Here is a 16140-nt window from a genome sequence, read left to right on the forward strand (position 1 = left end):
TTCTAAATGAGATAGGAGACGCAGCATGGAACAATATCAAGCCATTGTTTTAGCAGCTGGACAAGGTAAGCGCATGGGATTAGGGCAAAATAAACAATTACTTCAATTAGGTGGTCACCCGTTAATCGCCCATACACTTAATGTGTTTGAAGAAGATCCTTTATGCCGAGCGATTTATCTTGTTGTGCAAGCAGATGAATACGATGTGATGAAAGAAGTCGTGAATGAATATAGTTTTGAGAAGGTTAAGAAGTACATCACTGGTGGTAATGAACGTCAGGACAGCGTTCGCCAAGGTGTTGAAGCGGTTGAAGAAAACGTGATTACATTTGTCCATGACGGTGCTCGTCCATTTGTGAGCCAAAATGAACTTCATGATTTGTTTGAAGCCACTAAACAACAAGGATCAGCATTCTTAGCAACACCTGTTACAGATACGGTTAAACAACAATCAGAGCAGGGCATTAAAACGTTAGATCGTAATACGCTTTATCAAGCGCAAACGCCACAAGCTTTTCAATATGAGTGGTTAAAACGAGCTCATGATCACGCGTTCAAAAATAGTGTTATGGCAACGGATGATGTGGCGTTATTAGAAGAAATAGGATTAGAACCGATTATTGTAGAAGGTAGCCTAGATAATTTTAAATTAACGAATCCTGAAGATATACAAAAAGCGGAAAATATGCTACAAATGAATAGGTTTGAGAATCGTAAGGAGGAGTCATCGATGATTCGCATTGGACAAGGCTTTGATGTACATCAATTAGTGGAAGGTCGCCCTTGTATCATAGGTGGGGTGGAGATTCCTTACGATTACGGTTTGAAAGGTCATTCTGATGCGGATGTGTTATTACATACGATTGCAGATGCTGCTTTAGGGGCGGTGGGACGAGGTGATATCGGCCGCCATTTCCCTGACGATGACCCGCAATATGAAGGCTATGATTCAAAACAATTACTAAAAGAAGTATGGGAAGACGTAGAAGCGTTAGGCTATACATTAGGTAATGTTGACTGTACGATTATGGCACAAGCACCGAAGATGGCACCATATGTTGATGAGATGAAAACTGTCATTGCCTCCATTTTAAACGCTCGTGAGGATCAAGTGAATGTCAAGGCGACAACAACAGAAAATCTTGGGTTTACAGGGCGTAAAGAAGGCATTGCTGCTCAAGCAGTCATATTATTACACGAAACGTCATAAATTTTGTACAATATTACTTAGACATATGAAAGGGGATCAAATCATGACGGAAAAAGTACGCGTTCGTTATGCACCAAGTCCAACGGGTCATTTGCATATCGGAAACGCTCGAACGGCATTATTTAATTACTTATTCGCTCGTAGTACGGGTGGTGACTTCATCATTCGTATTGAAGATACAGACCAGAAACGAAATGTTGAAGGTGGCGACATCGGTCAGCTAACGTATTTGAAATGGTTAGGCATCGATTGGGATGAGAGTGTTGATATTGATGGAGGTTATGGACCATATCGTCAAATGGACCGCCTGCATATCTATCAAGAATATGCTGATGAGCTCCTTGAAAAAGGACTTGCTTATAAATGCTATATGACAGAAGAAGAATTAGAACAAGAACGTGAAGAGCAACGCGCTCAAGGGAAAGTACCGAAATATTCGGGTGCCCATCGTGATCTAACACCTGAACAAATTCAAGCCTTTGAAGATGAAGGTCGTATTCCAAGCATTCGTTTGCGTGTTCCTAAGAACGAAACGTATACATTTAATGATATCGTGAAGAAGAATATCACCTTTGAATCTGGAGATTTCGGTGATTGGGTCATCATGAAGAAAGACGGGACGCCAACGTATAATTTCGCTTGTGCGATTGATGATTACTTGATGAAGATTACTGATGTCTTACGCGGTGAAGATCACATCTCGAATACACCGAAACAAATGATGGTTTACCATGCATTTGGCTGGGAAGTCCCGAGATTTGCGCACATGACCTTAATTGTGAATGAAGAACGTAAGAAATTGAGTAAACGTGATGAAGATATCATTCAATTTATTGAACAATATGCAGACTTAGGTTATTTACCTGAGGCGCTATTTAATTTTATCGCATTACTTGGCTGGTCACCTCAAGGTGAAGAAGAGCTGTTTACGCGTGAAGAGCTGACAGAAATCTTTGACCCAGAGCGTTTATCGACATCACCTGCTGTATTCGACCCAAGCAAATTGAAGTGGATGAACAATCAATATATTAAAGACAGTTCATTAGAGCGTGTGATTGATTTGACGTTGCCACATTTAATTGAAGCAGGTAAAGTGTCTGAAGATATGAGTGCAGAAGACCGCGAGTGGTTGGAAAAACTCATCTCCCTTTATCATAATCAATTGAATTATGGCGCGGAGATTGTTGAGCTGACAGAACTCTTCTTCCGTAAAGAAATCAATTATGATGAAGAGAGCCAGGCTGTATTAGATCAAGAACATGTGCCAGATATGTTAGCGCATTTCAAATCAGAATTAGAACAATTAGATGAACTGACACCAGAAGATGTCAAAGCTGCCACTAAAGCAACGCAGAAAGCAACAGGTAATAAAGGTAAGCAATTGTTCATGCCGATTCGTGTGGCAACCACAGGGCAAATGCATGGACCTGAATTGCCAGATGCCATTAGTCTTCTTGGAAAAGAAACCGTCATTCATCGATTGAATCAAGTCGCATCGTCGTAACGACTTTTACTTTAGCGACATATGAATAGTCAAAGCGTTGATGAGGAGAAGTAAAACGTGTGATTTAACTTCAGAGAAAGCTACATAAGCTGAGAGTAGCTGTTAAAGATCCGTTTGAAATGCACCTCTGAGCCTTCACTTGAATAAATAGTATGGTGAAGCGGATGGCTCCGTTACAAGCTATAAGTTGAGGGGGGATAATCCTCTAAACAGAGTGGAACCGCGCTATGTAGCGTCTCTGTCTATATAAGTTATAGGCAGGGACGTTTTTTATTGAGATCAGTTACCTCATCACAAGGAGGGAAGAATAATGTTTAAATTTTTTAAGCTGCTTAAAGAAGATGTCGATGTCGTGTTCGACCAGGACCCAGCAGCACGCAATCGATTAGAAGTTATGCTGACGTATGCGGGTGTTCATGCAGTTTGGGCGCATCGGTTTGCACGCGGCTTTCAAAAACGCAATATGAAGTTTATTGCCCGGGTAATATCACAAGTGAGTCGCTTTTTAACGGGTATTGAAATCCATCCAGGCGCTAAAATTGGCCGTCGCTTTTTTATCGATCATGGCATGGGTGTTGTCGTTGGTGAAACATGCGAAATCGGGGATAATGTCACGATTTTTCAGGGTGTCACCTTAGGAGGTACAGGCAAGGAAGGCGGCAAACGTCACCCTACCTTGAAAGATAATGTGCTAGTCGCAACTGGTGCGAAGGTGCTCGGCTCTATTACGATCGAAGAGCATTCAAAAATAGGAGCTGGCTCTGTTGTCTTAAAAGACGTACCTAAGTATTCAACTGTTGTTGGTATCCCAGGTAATATTGTGGTCAAAGATGGGGTTAAAGTGAAGAAGAACTTTGATCACCATAAACTGCCCGATCCTGTTGCTGATAAATGTGATTATTTAGACCAAAAAATTGCTGAATTGCAGGCTGAAGTGAAAGCATTGAAAGGAGAGAATCATCGTGACGATTAGAATGTACAATACATTAACGCGTCAAAAAGAAGAGTTCAAACCAATCGAAGACGGTAAGGTGAAAATGTATGTTTGCGGGCCGACTGTCTATAATTATATTCACGTAGGTAATGCCCGTCCGGCGATTGTGTTTGATACGATCAGACGTTATTTAGATTATCGTGGTTATGAGGTTGAATATGTACTTAATTTCACCGATGTTGATGATAAACTCATCAAGGCTTCACATGAATTAGGTGAAGATGTTCCGGCGATTGCTGAGCGTTTTATTCAGGCGTATAAGGAAGATGTCGGCGCTTTAAATGTGCAAGAAGCGGTTCATCATCCGCGCGTGACTGACACGATGGATGAGATTATTGATTTTATTAAAGGATTGATCGATAAAGGTTATGCCTATGAAGCGGATGGAGATGTTTATTTTAAGACACGTGCTTTCGATGAATACGGTAAATTATCTCACCAATCCATCGACGAATTACAATCGGGATCGCGTATTCAGGTAGGCGATAAGAAAGAAGATCCTCTTGATTTTGCGTTATGGAAAGATGCTAAAGATGGTGAAATAGCTTGGGAGAGCCCGTGGGGTGAAGGTCGACCAGGTTGGCATATCGAATGTTCAGCAATGGCCAAAAAGCACTTAGGTGACACCATCGATATTCATGCTGGTGGGCAAGACTTGTCATTCCCGCACCATGAGAATGAAATCGCCCAGTCAGAATGCTTCAATGATGAAACATTTGCTAATTATTGGCTTCATAATGGCTATATTCAAATCGATAATGAAAAAATGTCGAAATCACTAGGTAATTTTATTTTAGTCCATGATCTTGTTAGAGAACATGATCCAAACGTGGTACGCTTCTTTATGTTAAGTGTTCATTACCGGAATCCGATTAATTTCAACGATGAATTATTAGCGAGTGCCAAGCGTAGTTTTGATCGATTGAAATCAGCGTATGATAATTTAGCGCACCGTAAGCAAGCGAGCATGAATCTATCAAGCGATGGGCAAGAATGGTTGGATCAAGTAGAACGTCATGTTGACACATTTGTTCAAGAAATGGATGATGATTTTAATACAGCGAATGCAATCAGTGTTTTATTTGATTTAGCTAAAGATGCGAACATTTATTTAGAGCAAGATCAGACGTCATCCGATGTAATTGATCGATTTATGGCAGCGTTTGATGAAATAACAGGCGTTCTTGGTTTCTCATTAGTGACGACTGAATTATTAGATGAAGAAATCGAGACCTTAATAGAAGAACGGAAACAAGCGAGAAAAGATCGCCAATTCGCTCGAGCTGATGAAATTCGTGATCAACTAGCAGATATGGGTATTATTTTAGAAGACACGCCACAAGGAACGAGATGGAAAAGACAATGAATCCTAAATCGATGAAAAGCTTGACGCTAGCTTACATGGGTGATGTTGTTTATGAAAAAGCGATTCGTGACTATTTAATTCGAAGCGGTGAAGTTAAACCTAATGAACTGCATAACTTAGCTGTGTCTTTCGTGTCAGCGAAGGCACAAGCGATCGTTATGCTTCGTTGGTTGGACAACGAAACATTGACTGAACAAGAAGCAGCGGTCGCTAGGCGCGGCCGTAATGCGAAATCAAGCGTACCGAAAAATACTGACCCTCAAACATACCGTTACAGTACAGCGTTTGAAGCACTTTTAGGTTATTTATATTTTAGCGAGTCATTTGAGCGGGTGGATGAATTGATTCAAGATGCGATTACCATATTGGAAGAAAGGAGTGGGTCCGAGTGAGTGAAGAATGGATTACTGGGAAAAATCCAGTACTAGAAACGTTGAAGTCAGGGCGTTCTGTGAATAAGTTGTTAGTGTTAGAAACGATGAAGCCACAAGCTCAGCAACAACTGATTCAAGCTGCGAAACAACAAAATGTTCAGGTTCAAAAGGTTCCTAAACAGAAACTAGATGCAATTGGCAGTCACCACCAAGGTGTCGCGGCCTCAGTCGCAGCTTATGATTATGCTGATTTAGATGATTTGTTCGCCAGAGCCGAAGCCAGAAACGAGGCACCTTTTTTCATTTTATTAGATCAACTAGAAGATCCACATAATCTAGGCTCTATTATGCGAACGGCTGATGCGGTAGGTGCTCATGGTATTGTTATACCGAAACAGCGCTCCGTCCAATTGACACAAACCGTCGCTAAAGCATCAACGGGAGCGATTGAACATATTCCAGTTGCTCGCGTGACGAATATGAACCAAACGATTGAAGAGCTGAAAGAACACAATGTTTGGATAGTTGGAACGGATGCTAGTGCCAATCAGGATTACCGTGAGGCCGAATACGATATGCCAATTGCCTTAGTTGTCGGAAGTGAAGGACAAGGCATGAGTCGACTAGTAGCTAAAAACTGTGATTGGTTTGTTAAATTACCAATGAAAGGCCAGGTTACATCACTAAATGCATCGGTTTCTGCAAGCATATTAATGTACGAGGTTCTGCGGAAGCGCGATCAGGTAGGAGAGTAGGCATCATGATTGTATTAGTAGTAGACGGCTATAATATAATCGGTGACTGGGACGAGTTAAAGTCGTTAAGTGAGCGAGATTTAGAACAAGCCCGGTCGCGATTGATCGAAATGTTAGCGGAGTATCAAGCTTATACAGGTCACCGCGTCATCGTCGTGTTTGATGCCTATTATGTCAGAGGAGTCGAACGATTTTATAACACCTTGCAAGTAGAAGTTATTTTCACGCGTGAGAAGGAGACGGCTGACGATAAAATCGAAAAGCTCGTTAAAGATTTAATGAATGTTAAAACGAAAGTCTATGTAGCGACGTCAGATTATGCAGAACAATGGACAATTTTTGCTCAAGGGGCTTTAAGAAAGTCGGCCCGTGAATTAGCGATTGAAATTAATTCAATCGACAAAGATATTCGTCAAAATCTCGAAAAGCAAGCTGACGTTAAGCCTAAAGCGAAAATTCCACTTAGTGATGATGTGTTGAAGAAGTTCGAAAATTGGCGAAGAGGGAATAATTGACTAGATTTAGTTGACTGAAAATTCACAACTCCTGTATAATAACCGTATATTTACAAAATGAGCAGTCGATTGACAATGAATCGTGTTAGGTATGGTTCGATACGGGAGGAATCTAAGTGAACACCAAACAAGAGACAAAGAACCACCTGAATTTTGATCAACTAGATGATGAAGTTGTATTAGATTATGTTCAACAAGGCGAAGTCCAAGCATTAGAGTATCTCATTCAAAAATATCGTAGTTTTGTTCGTGCTAAAGCGAGAACATATTTTTTGATTGGAGCTGATCGTGAGGACATTGTGCAAGAAGGAATGATTGGTTTATATAAAGCAATCCGTGATTTCCAGGATGATAAGCAATCGTCCTTTAAGGTGTTTGCTGAGCTGTGCGTGACGCGTCAGATTATTACAGCTATCAAAACAGCAACCCGTCAAAAACATATACCGCTTAATTCTTATGTTTCGTTGGACAAACCTGTTTACGAAGAAGATTCTGACCGTACCTTGATTGATATGATTGCCGAAGACGAAAAGGCCGATCCTGAGCGATTATTAATTAATCGTGAAAGAATTGGTGATATGGAAATTAAAATGCAAGAGTTGTTAAGCGAGCTTGAGCAAGAGGTTTTAGAGCTTTATTTAGATGGACAAACATATCAGGAAATATCGGATGAGTTAGGTCGTCATATTAAGTCAATCGATAACGCATTACAACGAATAAAACGCAAACTAGAACGCCGTATTTCAGTCAATGAGATTACGTTTACCTAAGCCTTACTGCCATTTGACATTGATAATAGAGAGTGGTAGATTAGTGAAAGTGATAAAATACGTTAATAAAAGAGGTATGTGTGATGCGTAAGAAGGTCGCGTTGGCTTGTACCGATTGCCATAATCGAAACTATACAACTGAGAAACAAGCACAAACCTCAGATCGAATAGAGATAAAGAAATATTGTAATCGATGTGCGCAACATACGCTCCATCGAGAGACGAAGTAACATGGTAAGGTGTTAGGAGGGGAAATCGTGATTAGCTTTTTCAAAGATGTTAGTCGTGAAATGCGGAAAGTAACTTGGCCGACAGGAAACGAATTAACACGCTATACAGTCATTGTTATTTTGACAGTTTTATTTGTCGCTATTTACTTTACAGTCGTCGACCTAGGGATTTCGCAAATTCTAGAATTACTATAATGTTTTTTATGATTAAATGCATTAAAATGTGATATAATGTTGACAAAAGAAACCCGCTCGGCCGGGTTTTTTATATTGTCAAAAAACCCGGAGAAAGTATAGGAGGGAAGGCTAAGGCCGGATTTATGGAAAAGAATTGGTATGTCGTCCACACGTATTCAGGTTATGAAAACAAAGTGCGATTAAACTTAGAAAAACGAATCGAATCGATGGGTATGGAGGATAAGATCTTCCGTGTCATTGTGCCTGAAGAAGAAGAGACCGAAGTGAAGAATGGCAAAAAGAAGACTGCAATGAAAAAGACCTTTCCAGGTTACGTGTTAACTGAAATGGTCATGACAGATGATTCCTGGTTTGTTGTGCGTAATACACCTGGTGTTACTGGATTCGTAGGTTCTTCAGGTGCGGGGCAAAAGCCAACGCCAGTATTGCCTGAAGAAGCTGAGCGCGTCTTGAAACGCATGGGTGTCCAAGAAACACAACAAGAAGTTGATTTCGAATTGAAAGAATTGGTTCGCGTCATTGATGGACCGTTTGCTAATTTCGAAGGTACGATTGAGAATATTGATGCTGATAAACAAAAACTTAAAGTTCACGTTAATATGTTTGGTCGTGAAACGCCAGTAGAATTAGACTTTAATCAAGTCGAAAAAATATAATCAGATGGTTGCATTTTTGATATAAAGATGCTAGAATTTTTATGTTTCGTACGGCTAAAAATGTCGTCGTAATAAATGAGTGGGAGGGACAAAAGTTCCCGCAACCACATCACGGACTTTAAGGAGGTGTGTCTCGTGGCTAAAAAAGTAGTAGACGTTGTAAAATTACAAATTCCTGCAGGTAAAGCAAACCCAGCTCCACCAGTAGGTCCTGCACTAGGTCAAGCTGGTATTAATATCATGGGATTCTGTAAGGAATTCAACGCACAAACAGAAGATCAAGCTGGTATGATTATTCCGGTTGAAATTTCGGTTTATGAAGACCGTTCATTTACATTTGTAACCAAAACGCCACCTGCTGCGGTGCTTCTTAAGAAAGCAGCTGGTATCGAGTCAGGTTCTGGTGAGCCAAACCGTAATAAAGTAGCTTCAGTAACAAGCGATCAAGTTCGCGAAATTGCTGAAACGAAAATGCCTGACTTAAACGCTACTGACGTCGATGCGGCGGTACGTATGGTTGAAGGTACTGCACGTAGCATGGGCATCACGATTGAAGGATAATCCTTCTAAACTTGAAAACGCTCGGGGGAGGTTGCGGAAGTCGTTTCGCAACCTTTATTACGGCGTTTAAGGATAAGCAGTTCTGTGTATAGCCAAAGCACATGATACTGTCTTCGCCTAAAGGCTCGTATGAATACGAGTTGACTTTAGTGGGAGGTTCAACCGTTAAAACCACATTGAGGAGGAAGTTAAAATGGCTAAAAGAGGTAAAAAGTTTCAAGAAGCTTTAAAGCTTGTTGATCGTTCAAAAACGTATGATATTCAAGAAGCAGTTGAACTTGTTAAGAAAACATCAATTGCTAACTTTGATGAAACAGTTGAAGCGGCTTTCCGTTTAGGGGTAGACCCTAAAAAAGCTGACCAACAAATTCGCGGTGCAATGGTTCTACCACACGGTACAGGTAAAAGCCAACGCGTCCTAGTCATCGCTAAAGGTGATAAAGCGAAAGAAGCTGAAGCTGCAGGTGCAGATTACGTAGGCGACCAAGAATACATTGATCAAATCAATAATGGTTGGTTCGAATTCGACGTTGTTGTTGCAACACCTGACATGATGGCGGAAGTTGGTAAGCTTGGTCGAGTATTAGGACCAAAAGGCTTAATGCCAAACCCTAAAACAGGTACTGTAACGTTTGAAATTGAAAAAGCTGTCCAAGAAATCAAAGCTGGTAAAGTTGAATACCGCGTTGATAAATCAGGAAACGTTCATGTACCGATCGGTAAAGTATCATTCGATGATCAAAAACTTGTCGAAAACTTTGAAGCCCTAACTGAAACATTAGTGAAAGCTAAACCACAAACGTCTAAAGGTACTTATATGCGCAATGCTTCAGTATCATCAACAATGGGTCCTGGAATCCGTGTTGACATTTCAAGTTACGCTAAAAAGTAATTGACTTTCAATTATATATTAGTTATAATTTGAGACGTTGTTAAATTAAATAATGATTATACCGTAGACAGCAGGGGCGATTCGTCGCTTAATTCTTGCCCTGCCGAGGTGTGTGACGTGATATAATTGGACACTCGTAATGTGTACAAAATAAATCCATCATGCCTCCATGTCTACATGGAGGCATTTTTTGATGCTAATGCTATCATAGTTAAGTGTTAATTTCATTTTGATTTAGCGCTTAGTTGTTGAATTGTGTGGAGCGTAGGTGGTGACTCCTACGGGAACAGCAAGAGTCTCGAGACCCCGCAGGAAGTGCTTTTCTTCCGAGGAGGCTCGAGCCGTGCCCGTGGAAAGCGTCCACCGATAGCGTAACGCAATTCAATAACGGACTTAAATATAGCGTTTGGATAACACCACACGGTATGATGATAAATAAGACTAGGGGGTGGAACGATGAGCAAAGGTCAAGTACTTGAGCACAAAAAGCAACAGGTTGAGATGATTGTTGAAGGTTTCCAAAACAGTAAGACATCAGTACTTGTTGACTATCGTGGCCTTGACGTAGATGAAGTAAGTGAACTTCGTCAACAACTTCGTGAAGCAGGTGTAGAATTCCGTGTTTATAAAAACACAATGACACGCCGAGCAGTTGAACAAGTTGGTTATGAAGAATTGAACGATGCACTAGTTGGACCTACAGCAATTGCATTCTGTGAAGAAGATGCCGTTGCTCCAGCAAAAGTTATTGGTCAATTCGCTAAAGACCATCAAGCACTTGAAATTAAAGGTGGCGTAATCGAAGGACAAGTTGCAACAGTTGAACAACTGAAAGAACTTGCAGAACTACCGTCACACGAAGGTCTTGTTGCAATGCTTCTTAGCGTACTACAAGCACCAATGCGTAACTTCGCGTATGCAACACAACAAGTTGCAGATCAGAAGAATGAAGAAGAAGGCGCTTAATCCAGTCGCCTAAAACGGATAAAAACACAAATCACAAGGAGGAACTTAATCATGACTAAAGAGCAAATTATTGATGCGATTAAGGAAATGTCAGTTTTAGATCTTAATGAATTAGTTAAAGCAATTGAAGAGGAGTTTGGTGTATCAGCAGCAGCACCAGTTGCAGCAGCAGGTGCAGCAGGTGGCGAAGAAGAAGCTGAAGAACAAACAGAATTCGAAGTTGTTCTTGCGGACGCTGGCGACTCTAAGATCAAAGTTGTTAAAGCAGTACGTGAAATCACTGGCCTAGGTCTTAAAGAAGCTAAAGAACTAGTTGACAATGCACCTGGTACAGTTAAAGAAGGCGTTGCGAAAGAAGACGCAGATCAAATGAAAGAACAACTAGAAGAAACTGGCGCAACAATCGAATTAAAATAATAGTCATTAAGTTAAATAAGCTCGCTGACCAATCTATCAGCGAGCTTATGTTTGTTTAAGTTAATGTTCTTAAAAGTACTAAAACTAAGCTTTCGCTAGATCTTTTTGGCGGAAGCTCAGTTTTTCTTATTAACTTAACATGTAATCTACAATTCCCCAACGAATAATGATCGAGTTAGCGAGAAGGTGAGATTGTGAGTGAACAATATTTTACAAATAGCCCCCAAAGCAAAAGCCATCCGTCCCAATTTCAGACGAAGATCAATGATATAAATTTAATATTCCATACAGATGATGGTGTTTTTTCCAAGAAACAAGTTGATTATGGTACGCGTGTTTTACTAGAACATTTTTCGATACCGAATGAATCAGGGCGTGTTTTGGATGTTGGGTGTGGTTATGGTCCGGTTGGCATTACTATTGCTAAACAACATGAGGGTTTGAGCATTGACATGGTGGATATTAATGAGCGTGCGATTCAACTAGCGCATAAAAATATCCAAGAAAATCAAGTTAAAGCAGCCAAAGCTTTCATCAATGATCGACTGACTGATCTTCCGGCTAATGAATATACAACCATTATCACGAACCCGCCATTTCGAGCAGGGAAAGCGGTTGTGTTTGATATTGTTGACCAAAGTTTTAAGTGTCTCGTTCAGCAGGGTGAATTGTGGTTAGTTGTACAAAAGAAACAAGGAGCTCCTTCGTTAAAAAGGAAAATGGAGGATGTTTTCGGAAATGTTGACGTTATAAAACGGGATAAAGGTTATTATGTTTTAAAGTCAATTAAAATTGACTAGCTTGTAGCCTTGTGATATCATTAAAAAATGCCACTAGATACAAATCTTTGTCAAGTTATTTTTCATACTTTCTAAAAAATATTAACAATGGTTTGTAGATAAGTGAAATAGAGCTGTTTTGAGGTATAAACTGAGCACGTTAAACCGATAATGGTTACATGCTCGTTTATAGATATATAGTTTATCATGTTTTGGATAAATTGTATATCCTTTGAAAAAAGTTAGATATAACATTTGTAAACATACAAATGTTGTTATATAGGCTTGTGAAACGATGTGGATCAAGCAAGTTCGGCATGCCTAAATGTCGGACGGTTTTTTGTTTTAAATATTTGGTTGTTTGAGGGGTGAAGCAGTTGACAGGTCAACTAGTTCAATATGGTCGACACCGCCAGCGTAGAAGCTACGCGCGAATTAGCGAAGTGCAAGAATTACCGAACTTAATCGAGATTCAAACCGCTTCGTATCAATGGTTTTTAGATGAAGGGTTAAAAGAAATGTTTGCTGACATTTCACCAGTAGAAGATTTTACTGGTAACCTCTCATTAGAGTTTGTGGATTACTCATTAGGTGAACCGAAGTATTCGGTCAATGATGCAAAAGAACGTGACGTAACGTATAATGCGCCGTTACGTGTGAAAGTTCGCTTGTTAAACAAGGAAACAGGTGAAGTGAAAGAACAAGAAGTCTTCATGGGAGATTTCCCATTAATGACAGACACAGGTACGTTCATTATTAATGGTGCTGAACGTGTGATTGTTTCTCAACTTGTTCGTTCACCAGGTGTTTATTTCAGCGACAAAATTGACAAGAACGGCAAGAAAGGCTACACGTCAACAGTTATTCCGAGCCGTGGTGCTTGGTTAGAATTTGAAACTGATGCTAAAGATGTCGTTCATGTGCGTATTGACCGGACACGTAAATTGCCAATCACCGTGTTGTTACGTGCTTTAGGTTTTAGCTCTGATGAAGAGATTATTAATTTATTAGGTGACAACGAATTTGTTCGTAACACCTTAGAAAAAGACAACACAGAAGATAGTGAAAAAGCACTGATCGAGATTTACGAACGGTTACGCCCGGGTGAACCACCGACAGCAGAGAACGCAAAAAGCTTGCTTTATTCCCGCTTTTTCGACCCGAAACGTTATGATTTAGCCCGTGTCGGTCGTTACAAAATGAATAAGAAACTACAAATCAAAGATCGCTTGTTTAATCAAACGTTGGCAGAATCAATTGCTGACGAAGAAACAGGTGAAGTCATCGCTCGAAAAGGCGATAAACTGAATCGTCGTTTATTAGATAAGATTACTCCTTATCTAGAAAAAGAAGAGGATGCCGTTGGTGAACAGATTTTAGAACCACAAGATGGTGTGTTAGAAGATCCTGTGAAAATCCAATCGATTAAGATCATCGATCCGACTGATCCAGATGGTGAGAAAACACTCAATGTCATTGGTAATGGTATTGTTGATGATGAACTTAAACATATTACTTATTCAGACATTGTAGCATCAATCAGTTACTTCTTTAACTTGTTGCACACAGTTGGTAAAACAGATGATATTGACCACTTAGGTAATCGTCGTTTACGTTCTGTAGGTGAGTTGTTACAAAACCAATTCCGTATTGGCTTGTCTCGTATGGAGCGTGTCATTCGTGAACGTATGTCTATTCAAGATACAGAGTCCATTACGCCGCAACAGTTAATCAATATTCGACCGGTTATTGCTTCGATTAAAGAGTTCTTTGGTAGTTCACAGTTATCGCAATTCATGTACCAAACGAATCCATTAGCTGAATTGACGCACAAACGCCGTCTATCAGCTCTAGGACCAGGTGGTTTAACGCGTGAACGTGCTGGTATGGAAGTCCGTGACGTTCACTACTCGCACTACGGTCGTATGTGTCCAATCGAAACACCAGAAGGACCCAACATCGGTCTGATTAACTCACTTTCATCTTATGCGAAAGTGAATCCATTTGGTTTCATTGAGACGCCATATCGCCGTGTTGACCCTGAAACAGGTAAAGTAACGGGTCATACTGATTACTTAACAGCAGATGAAGAAGATAACTACATTGTTGCTCAGGCAAACGCAACATTGAATGAAGATGGTACTTTTACGGATGAAGAAGTTATTGCTCGTTTCCGTGGTGAAAACATCGTTGTAAAACGTGAACAAATTGACTACATGGACGTTTCGCCGAAGCAGGTTGTATCTGCAGCGACAGCATGTATTCCATTCTTAGAAAATGACGACTCTAACCGTGCCTTAATGGGTGCGAACATGCAGCGCCAGGCTGTACCGTTGGTTGATCCTGAATCACCAACAGTTGGTACAGGTATGGAATATGTATCTGGTAAAGACTCAGGTGCAGCAATTGTTAACCAACACGAAGGCGTTGTAGAAAAAGTTGAAGCGAAAGAAGTTCATGTTCGTCGAATTGAAACAGTTGATGGTAAGGAAGTAGAAGGCGATTTAGATCGCTATCGTTTCCAAAAATACATCCGTTCCAACCAAGGTTCTTGCTATAACCAACGTCCAATCGTTTCTAAAGGTGATCGCTTAGAAAAAGGCGAAGTCATCGCTGATGGTCCGTCAATGGATCGCGGAGAACTAGCTTTAGGTCGTAATGCATTAGTTGCCTTTATGACTTGGGATGGTTACAACTATGAGGACGCCGTAATCATGAGCGATCGTCTGGTTAAAGACGACGTGTTCACTTCGATTCATATTGAAGAATTTGAATCTGAAGCGCGTGACACGAAGCTAGGTCCTGAAGAGATTACACGAGATATTCCTAATGTTGGTGAAGATGCTCTGAAAGACTTAGATGAGAGTGGCATTATCCGTGTTGGTGCTGAAGTAACAGATGGTGACATCCTAGTCGGTAAAGTTACGCCAAAAGGTATGACAGAATTATCATCTGAAGAGCGTCTGCTTCACGCTATTTTCGGTGAAAAAGCTCGTGAAGTTCGTGATACATCATTACGTGTACCTCACGGTGGTGGCGGTATTGTACACGATGTAAAAGTGTTCAACCGTGTTGATGGAGACGAATTATCACCAGGCGTTAATAAGCTTGTTCGTGTTTATATTGTTCAAAAACGCCGTATTTCTGAAGGTGACAAGATGGCAGGTCGTCACGGTAACAAAGGTGTTATCTCACGTATTTTACCGGAAGAAGATATGCCATTCCTACCAGATGGTACACCTGTTGATGTCATGCTTAACCCATTAGGTGTTCCGTCTCGTATGAATATCGGACAGGTGTTAGAATTACACCTTGGTATGGCAGCTCGTGAATTAAACATCAACGTAGCGTCTCCTGTCTTTGACGGTGCGAACGAAGAAGATGTTTGGGAAACTATGGAAGAAGCTGGTCTAGCTCGCGACGGTAAGTCCGTCCTTTATGACGGTCGTACTGGCGATGCATTCGATAACCGCGTTTCAGTGGGTGTCATGTATATGATCAAGCTAGAACACATGGTTGACGACAAACTACACGCTCGTTCGACTGGACCGTATTCACTTGTTACGCAACAACCACTTGGTGGTAAAGCACAGTTTGGTGGTCAGCGTTTCGGTGAGATGGAAGTTTGGGCTCTCGAAGCATATGGTGCAGCGTACACACTTCAAGAGCTATTAACCGTTAAGTCTGACGATGTGGTTGGACGTGTGAAAACGTATGAAGCAATCGTCAAAGGTGAGAACTTACCTGAACCAGGTGTTCCAGAATCATTCCGCGTCTTAATCAAGGAACTGCAAAGTCTTGGTATGGATGTGAAAATGTTAACGGATGATGAAACGGAAATCGATATGCGAGATCTAGAAGAAGATGATCAATCGACTGATCAATTAAACGTCAATATAGAACGACATGAGCCAGAGGAGTCGGCTGAATAATTGTTCTATCAATTAACTGTT

At 40.7% G+C, this 16140-nt stretch carries 17 protein-coding genes, 1 pseudogene and 2 other annotated features; all 18 genes and pseudogenes read left to right on the forward strand.

Going from position 1 to position 16140, the window contains the following annotated elements:
• Positions 1–25 precede the first annotated feature (25 nt).
• Positions 26–703, forward strand: a pseudogene (gene ispD / locus ACKXGF_RS00605) (2-C-methyl-D-erythritol 4-phosphate cytidylyltransferase); the annotation flags it as partial.
• Between the two features lie 27 nt (positions 704–730).
• Positions 731–1210: a 2-C-methyl-D-erythritol 2,4-cyclodiphosphate synthase gene (ispF, locus tag ACKXGF_RS00610; protein WP_411955539.1), complete on the forward strand. Its 480-nt coding sequence runs from the start codon at positions 731–733 to the stop codon at positions 1208–1210.
• Between the two features lie 43 nt (positions 1211–1253).
• The gene (gene gltX, locus ACKXGF_RS00615; protein ID WP_411954439.1) at positions 1254–2714 is read left to right on the forward strand and encodes a glutamate--tRNA ligase; all 1461 of its coding nucleotides are present in this window, start codon (positions 1254–1256) and stop codon (positions 2712–2714) included.
• 28 nt (positions 2715–2742) lie between these two features.
• Positions 2743–2957 (forward strand) — a binding site (T-box leader).
• 67 nt (positions 2958–3024) lie between these two features.
• Positions 3025–3687 (forward strand): serine O-acetyltransferase, encoded by a 663-nt coding sequence (gene cysE, locus ACKXGF_RS00620; RefSeq protein ID WP_411954440.1) that lies wholly within the window; start codon positions 3025–3027, stop codon positions 3685–3687.
• Positions 3677–5074, forward strand: coding sequence for a cysteine--tRNA ligase (gene cysS / locus ACKXGF_RS00625; protein ID WP_411954441.1), 1398 nt, complete (start codon positions 3677–3679; stop codon positions 5072–5074). Before cysE ends, cysS begins: the two co-directional genes overlap by 11 nt.
• A complete protein-coding gene (locus tag ACKXGF_RS00630; RefSeq protein ID WP_411954442.1) occupies positions 5059–5466 on the forward strand; it encodes a Mini-ribonuclease 3 in 408 nt (135 codons plus the stop codon). The genes cysS and ACKXGF_RS00630 overlap by 16 nt, the downstream gene beginning before the upstream one ends.
• Positions 5463–6203, forward strand: a complete 741-nt coding sequence (gene rlmB, locus ACKXGF_RS00635) for a 23S rRNA (guanosine(2251)-2'-O)-methyltransferase RlmB (protein WP_411954443.1) — start codon at positions 5463–5465, stop codon at positions 6201–6203. The genes ACKXGF_RS00630 and rlmB overlap by 4 nt, the downstream gene beginning before the upstream one ends.
• A 5-nt stretch (positions 6204–6208) precedes the next feature.
• A complete protein-coding gene (locus ACKXGF_RS00640) occupies positions 6209–6718 on the forward strand; it encodes an NYN domain-containing protein (RefSeq protein ID WP_411954444.1) in 510 nt (169 codons plus the stop codon).
• Positions 6719–6834: 116 nt separating this feature from the next.
• A complete protein-coding gene (gene sigH, locus ACKXGF_RS00645; RefSeq protein ID WP_411954445.1) occupies positions 6835–7488 on the forward strand; it encodes an RNA polymerase sporulation sigma factor SigH in 654 nt (217 codons plus the stop codon).
• A gap of 83 nt (positions 7489–7571) precedes the next feature.
• Positions 7572–7718 carry a 50S ribosomal protein L33 gene (gene rpmG, locus ACKXGF_RS00650; RefSeq protein ID WP_167263296.1) on the forward strand — a complete coding sequence of 49 codons (147 nt, stop codon included), beginning with the start codon at positions 7572–7574 and terminating at the stop codon, positions 7716–7718.
• A gap of 27 nt (positions 7719–7745) precedes the next feature.
• The gene (gene secE / locus ACKXGF_RS00655) at positions 7746–7913 is read left to right on the forward strand and encodes a preprotein translocase subunit SecE (RefSeq protein WP_167263298.1); all 168 of its coding nucleotides are present in this window, start codon (positions 7746–7748) and stop codon (positions 7911–7913) included.
• 125 nt (positions 7914–8038) lie between these two features.
• A complete protein-coding gene (nusG, locus tag ACKXGF_RS00660; RefSeq protein WP_167263301.1) occupies positions 8039–8572 on the forward strand; it encodes a transcription termination/antitermination protein NusG in 534 nt (177 codons plus the stop codon).
• A 135-nt stretch (positions 8573–8707) separates the two neighbouring features.
• Complete coding sequence (rplK, locus tag ACKXGF_RS00665) at positions 8708–9133, forward strand: 50S ribosomal protein L11 (protein ID WP_167263303.1); 426 nt, start codon at positions 8708–8710, stop codon at positions 9131–9133.
• Positions 9134–9326: 193 nt separating this feature from the next.
• A complete protein-coding gene (gene rplA, locus ACKXGF_RS00670; RefSeq protein WP_167263305.1) occupies positions 9327–10025 on the forward strand; it encodes a 50S ribosomal protein L1 in 699 nt (232 codons plus the stop codon).
• Between the two features lie 43 nt (positions 10026–10068).
• Positions 10069–10226: a sequence feature (ribosomal protein L10 leader region), on the forward strand.
• 255 nt (positions 10227–10481) lie between these two features.
• The gene (rplJ, locus tag ACKXGF_RS00675; RefSeq protein ID WP_411954446.1) at positions 10482–10991 is read left to right on the forward strand and encodes a 50S ribosomal protein L10; all 510 of its coding nucleotides are present in this window, start codon (positions 10482–10484) and stop codon (positions 10989–10991) included.
• 51 nt (positions 10992–11042) lie between these two features.
• Positions 11043–11408 carry a 50S ribosomal protein L7/L12 gene (gene rplL, locus ACKXGF_RS00680; protein WP_167263309.1) on the forward strand — a complete coding sequence of 122 codons (366 nt, stop codon included), beginning with the start codon at positions 11043–11045 and terminating at the stop codon, positions 11406–11408.
• A 194-nt stretch (positions 11409–11602) separates the two neighbouring features.
• The gene (locus tag ACKXGF_RS00685) at positions 11603–12208 is read left to right on the forward strand and encodes a class I SAM-dependent methyltransferase (protein ID WP_411954447.1); all 606 of its coding nucleotides are present in this window, start codon (positions 11603–11605) and stop codon (positions 12206–12208) included.
• Positions 12209–12564: 356 nt separating this feature from the next.
• Entirely contained in the window at positions 12565–16119 is a 3555-nt protein-coding gene (gene rpoB, locus ACKXGF_RS00690; RefSeq protein ID WP_411954448.1) for a DNA-directed RNA polymerase subunit beta, read from the forward strand.
• Positions 16120–16140 lie beyond the last annotated feature (21 nt).

This window comes from Alkalibacillus sp. S2W, from assembly GCF_046764385.1.
Classification (GTDB): domain Bacteria; phylum Bacillota; class Bacilli; order Bacillales; family Alkalibacillaceae; genus Alkalibacillus; species Alkalibacillus almallahensis.

Coding starts and splice junctions, on each gene's coding strand:
- cysE (WP_411954440.1), top strand. CDS start 3,025: ATGTTTAAATTTTTTAAGCTGCTTAAAGAAGATGTCGATGTCGTGTTC.
- rplJ (WP_411954446.1), top strand. CDS start 10,482: ATGAGCAAAGGTCAAGTACTTGAGCACAAAAAGCAACAGGTTGAGATG.
- ACKXGF_RS00630 (WP_411954442.1), top strand. CDS start 5,059: ATGGAAAAGACAATGAATCCTAAATCGATGAAAAGCTTGACGCTAGCT.
- gltX (WP_411954439.1), top strand. CDS start 1,254: ATGACGGAAAAAGTACGCGTTCGTTATGCACCAAGTCCAACGGGTCAT.
- rplA (WP_167263305.1), top strand. CDS start 9,327: ATGGCTAAAAGAGGTAAAAAGTTTCAAGAAGCTTTAAAGCTTGTTGAT.
- ispF (WP_411955539.1), top strand. CDS start 731: ATGATTCGCATTGGACAAGGCTTTGATGTACATCAATTAGTGGAAGGT.
- rplL (WP_167263309.1), top strand. CDS start 11,043: ATGACTAAAGAGCAAATTATTGATGCGATTAAGGAAATGTCAGTTTTA.
- ACKXGF_RS00640 (WP_411954444.1), top strand. CDS start 6,209: ATGATTGTATTAGTAGTAGACGGCTATAATATAATCGGTGACTGGGAC.
- nusG (WP_167263301.1), top strand. CDS start 8,039: ATGGAAAAGAATTGGTATGTCGTCCACACGTATTCAGGTTATGAAAAC.
- rpmG (WP_167263296.1), top strand. CDS start 7,572: ATGCGTAAGAAGGTCGCGTTGGCTTGTACCGATTGCCATAATCGAAAC.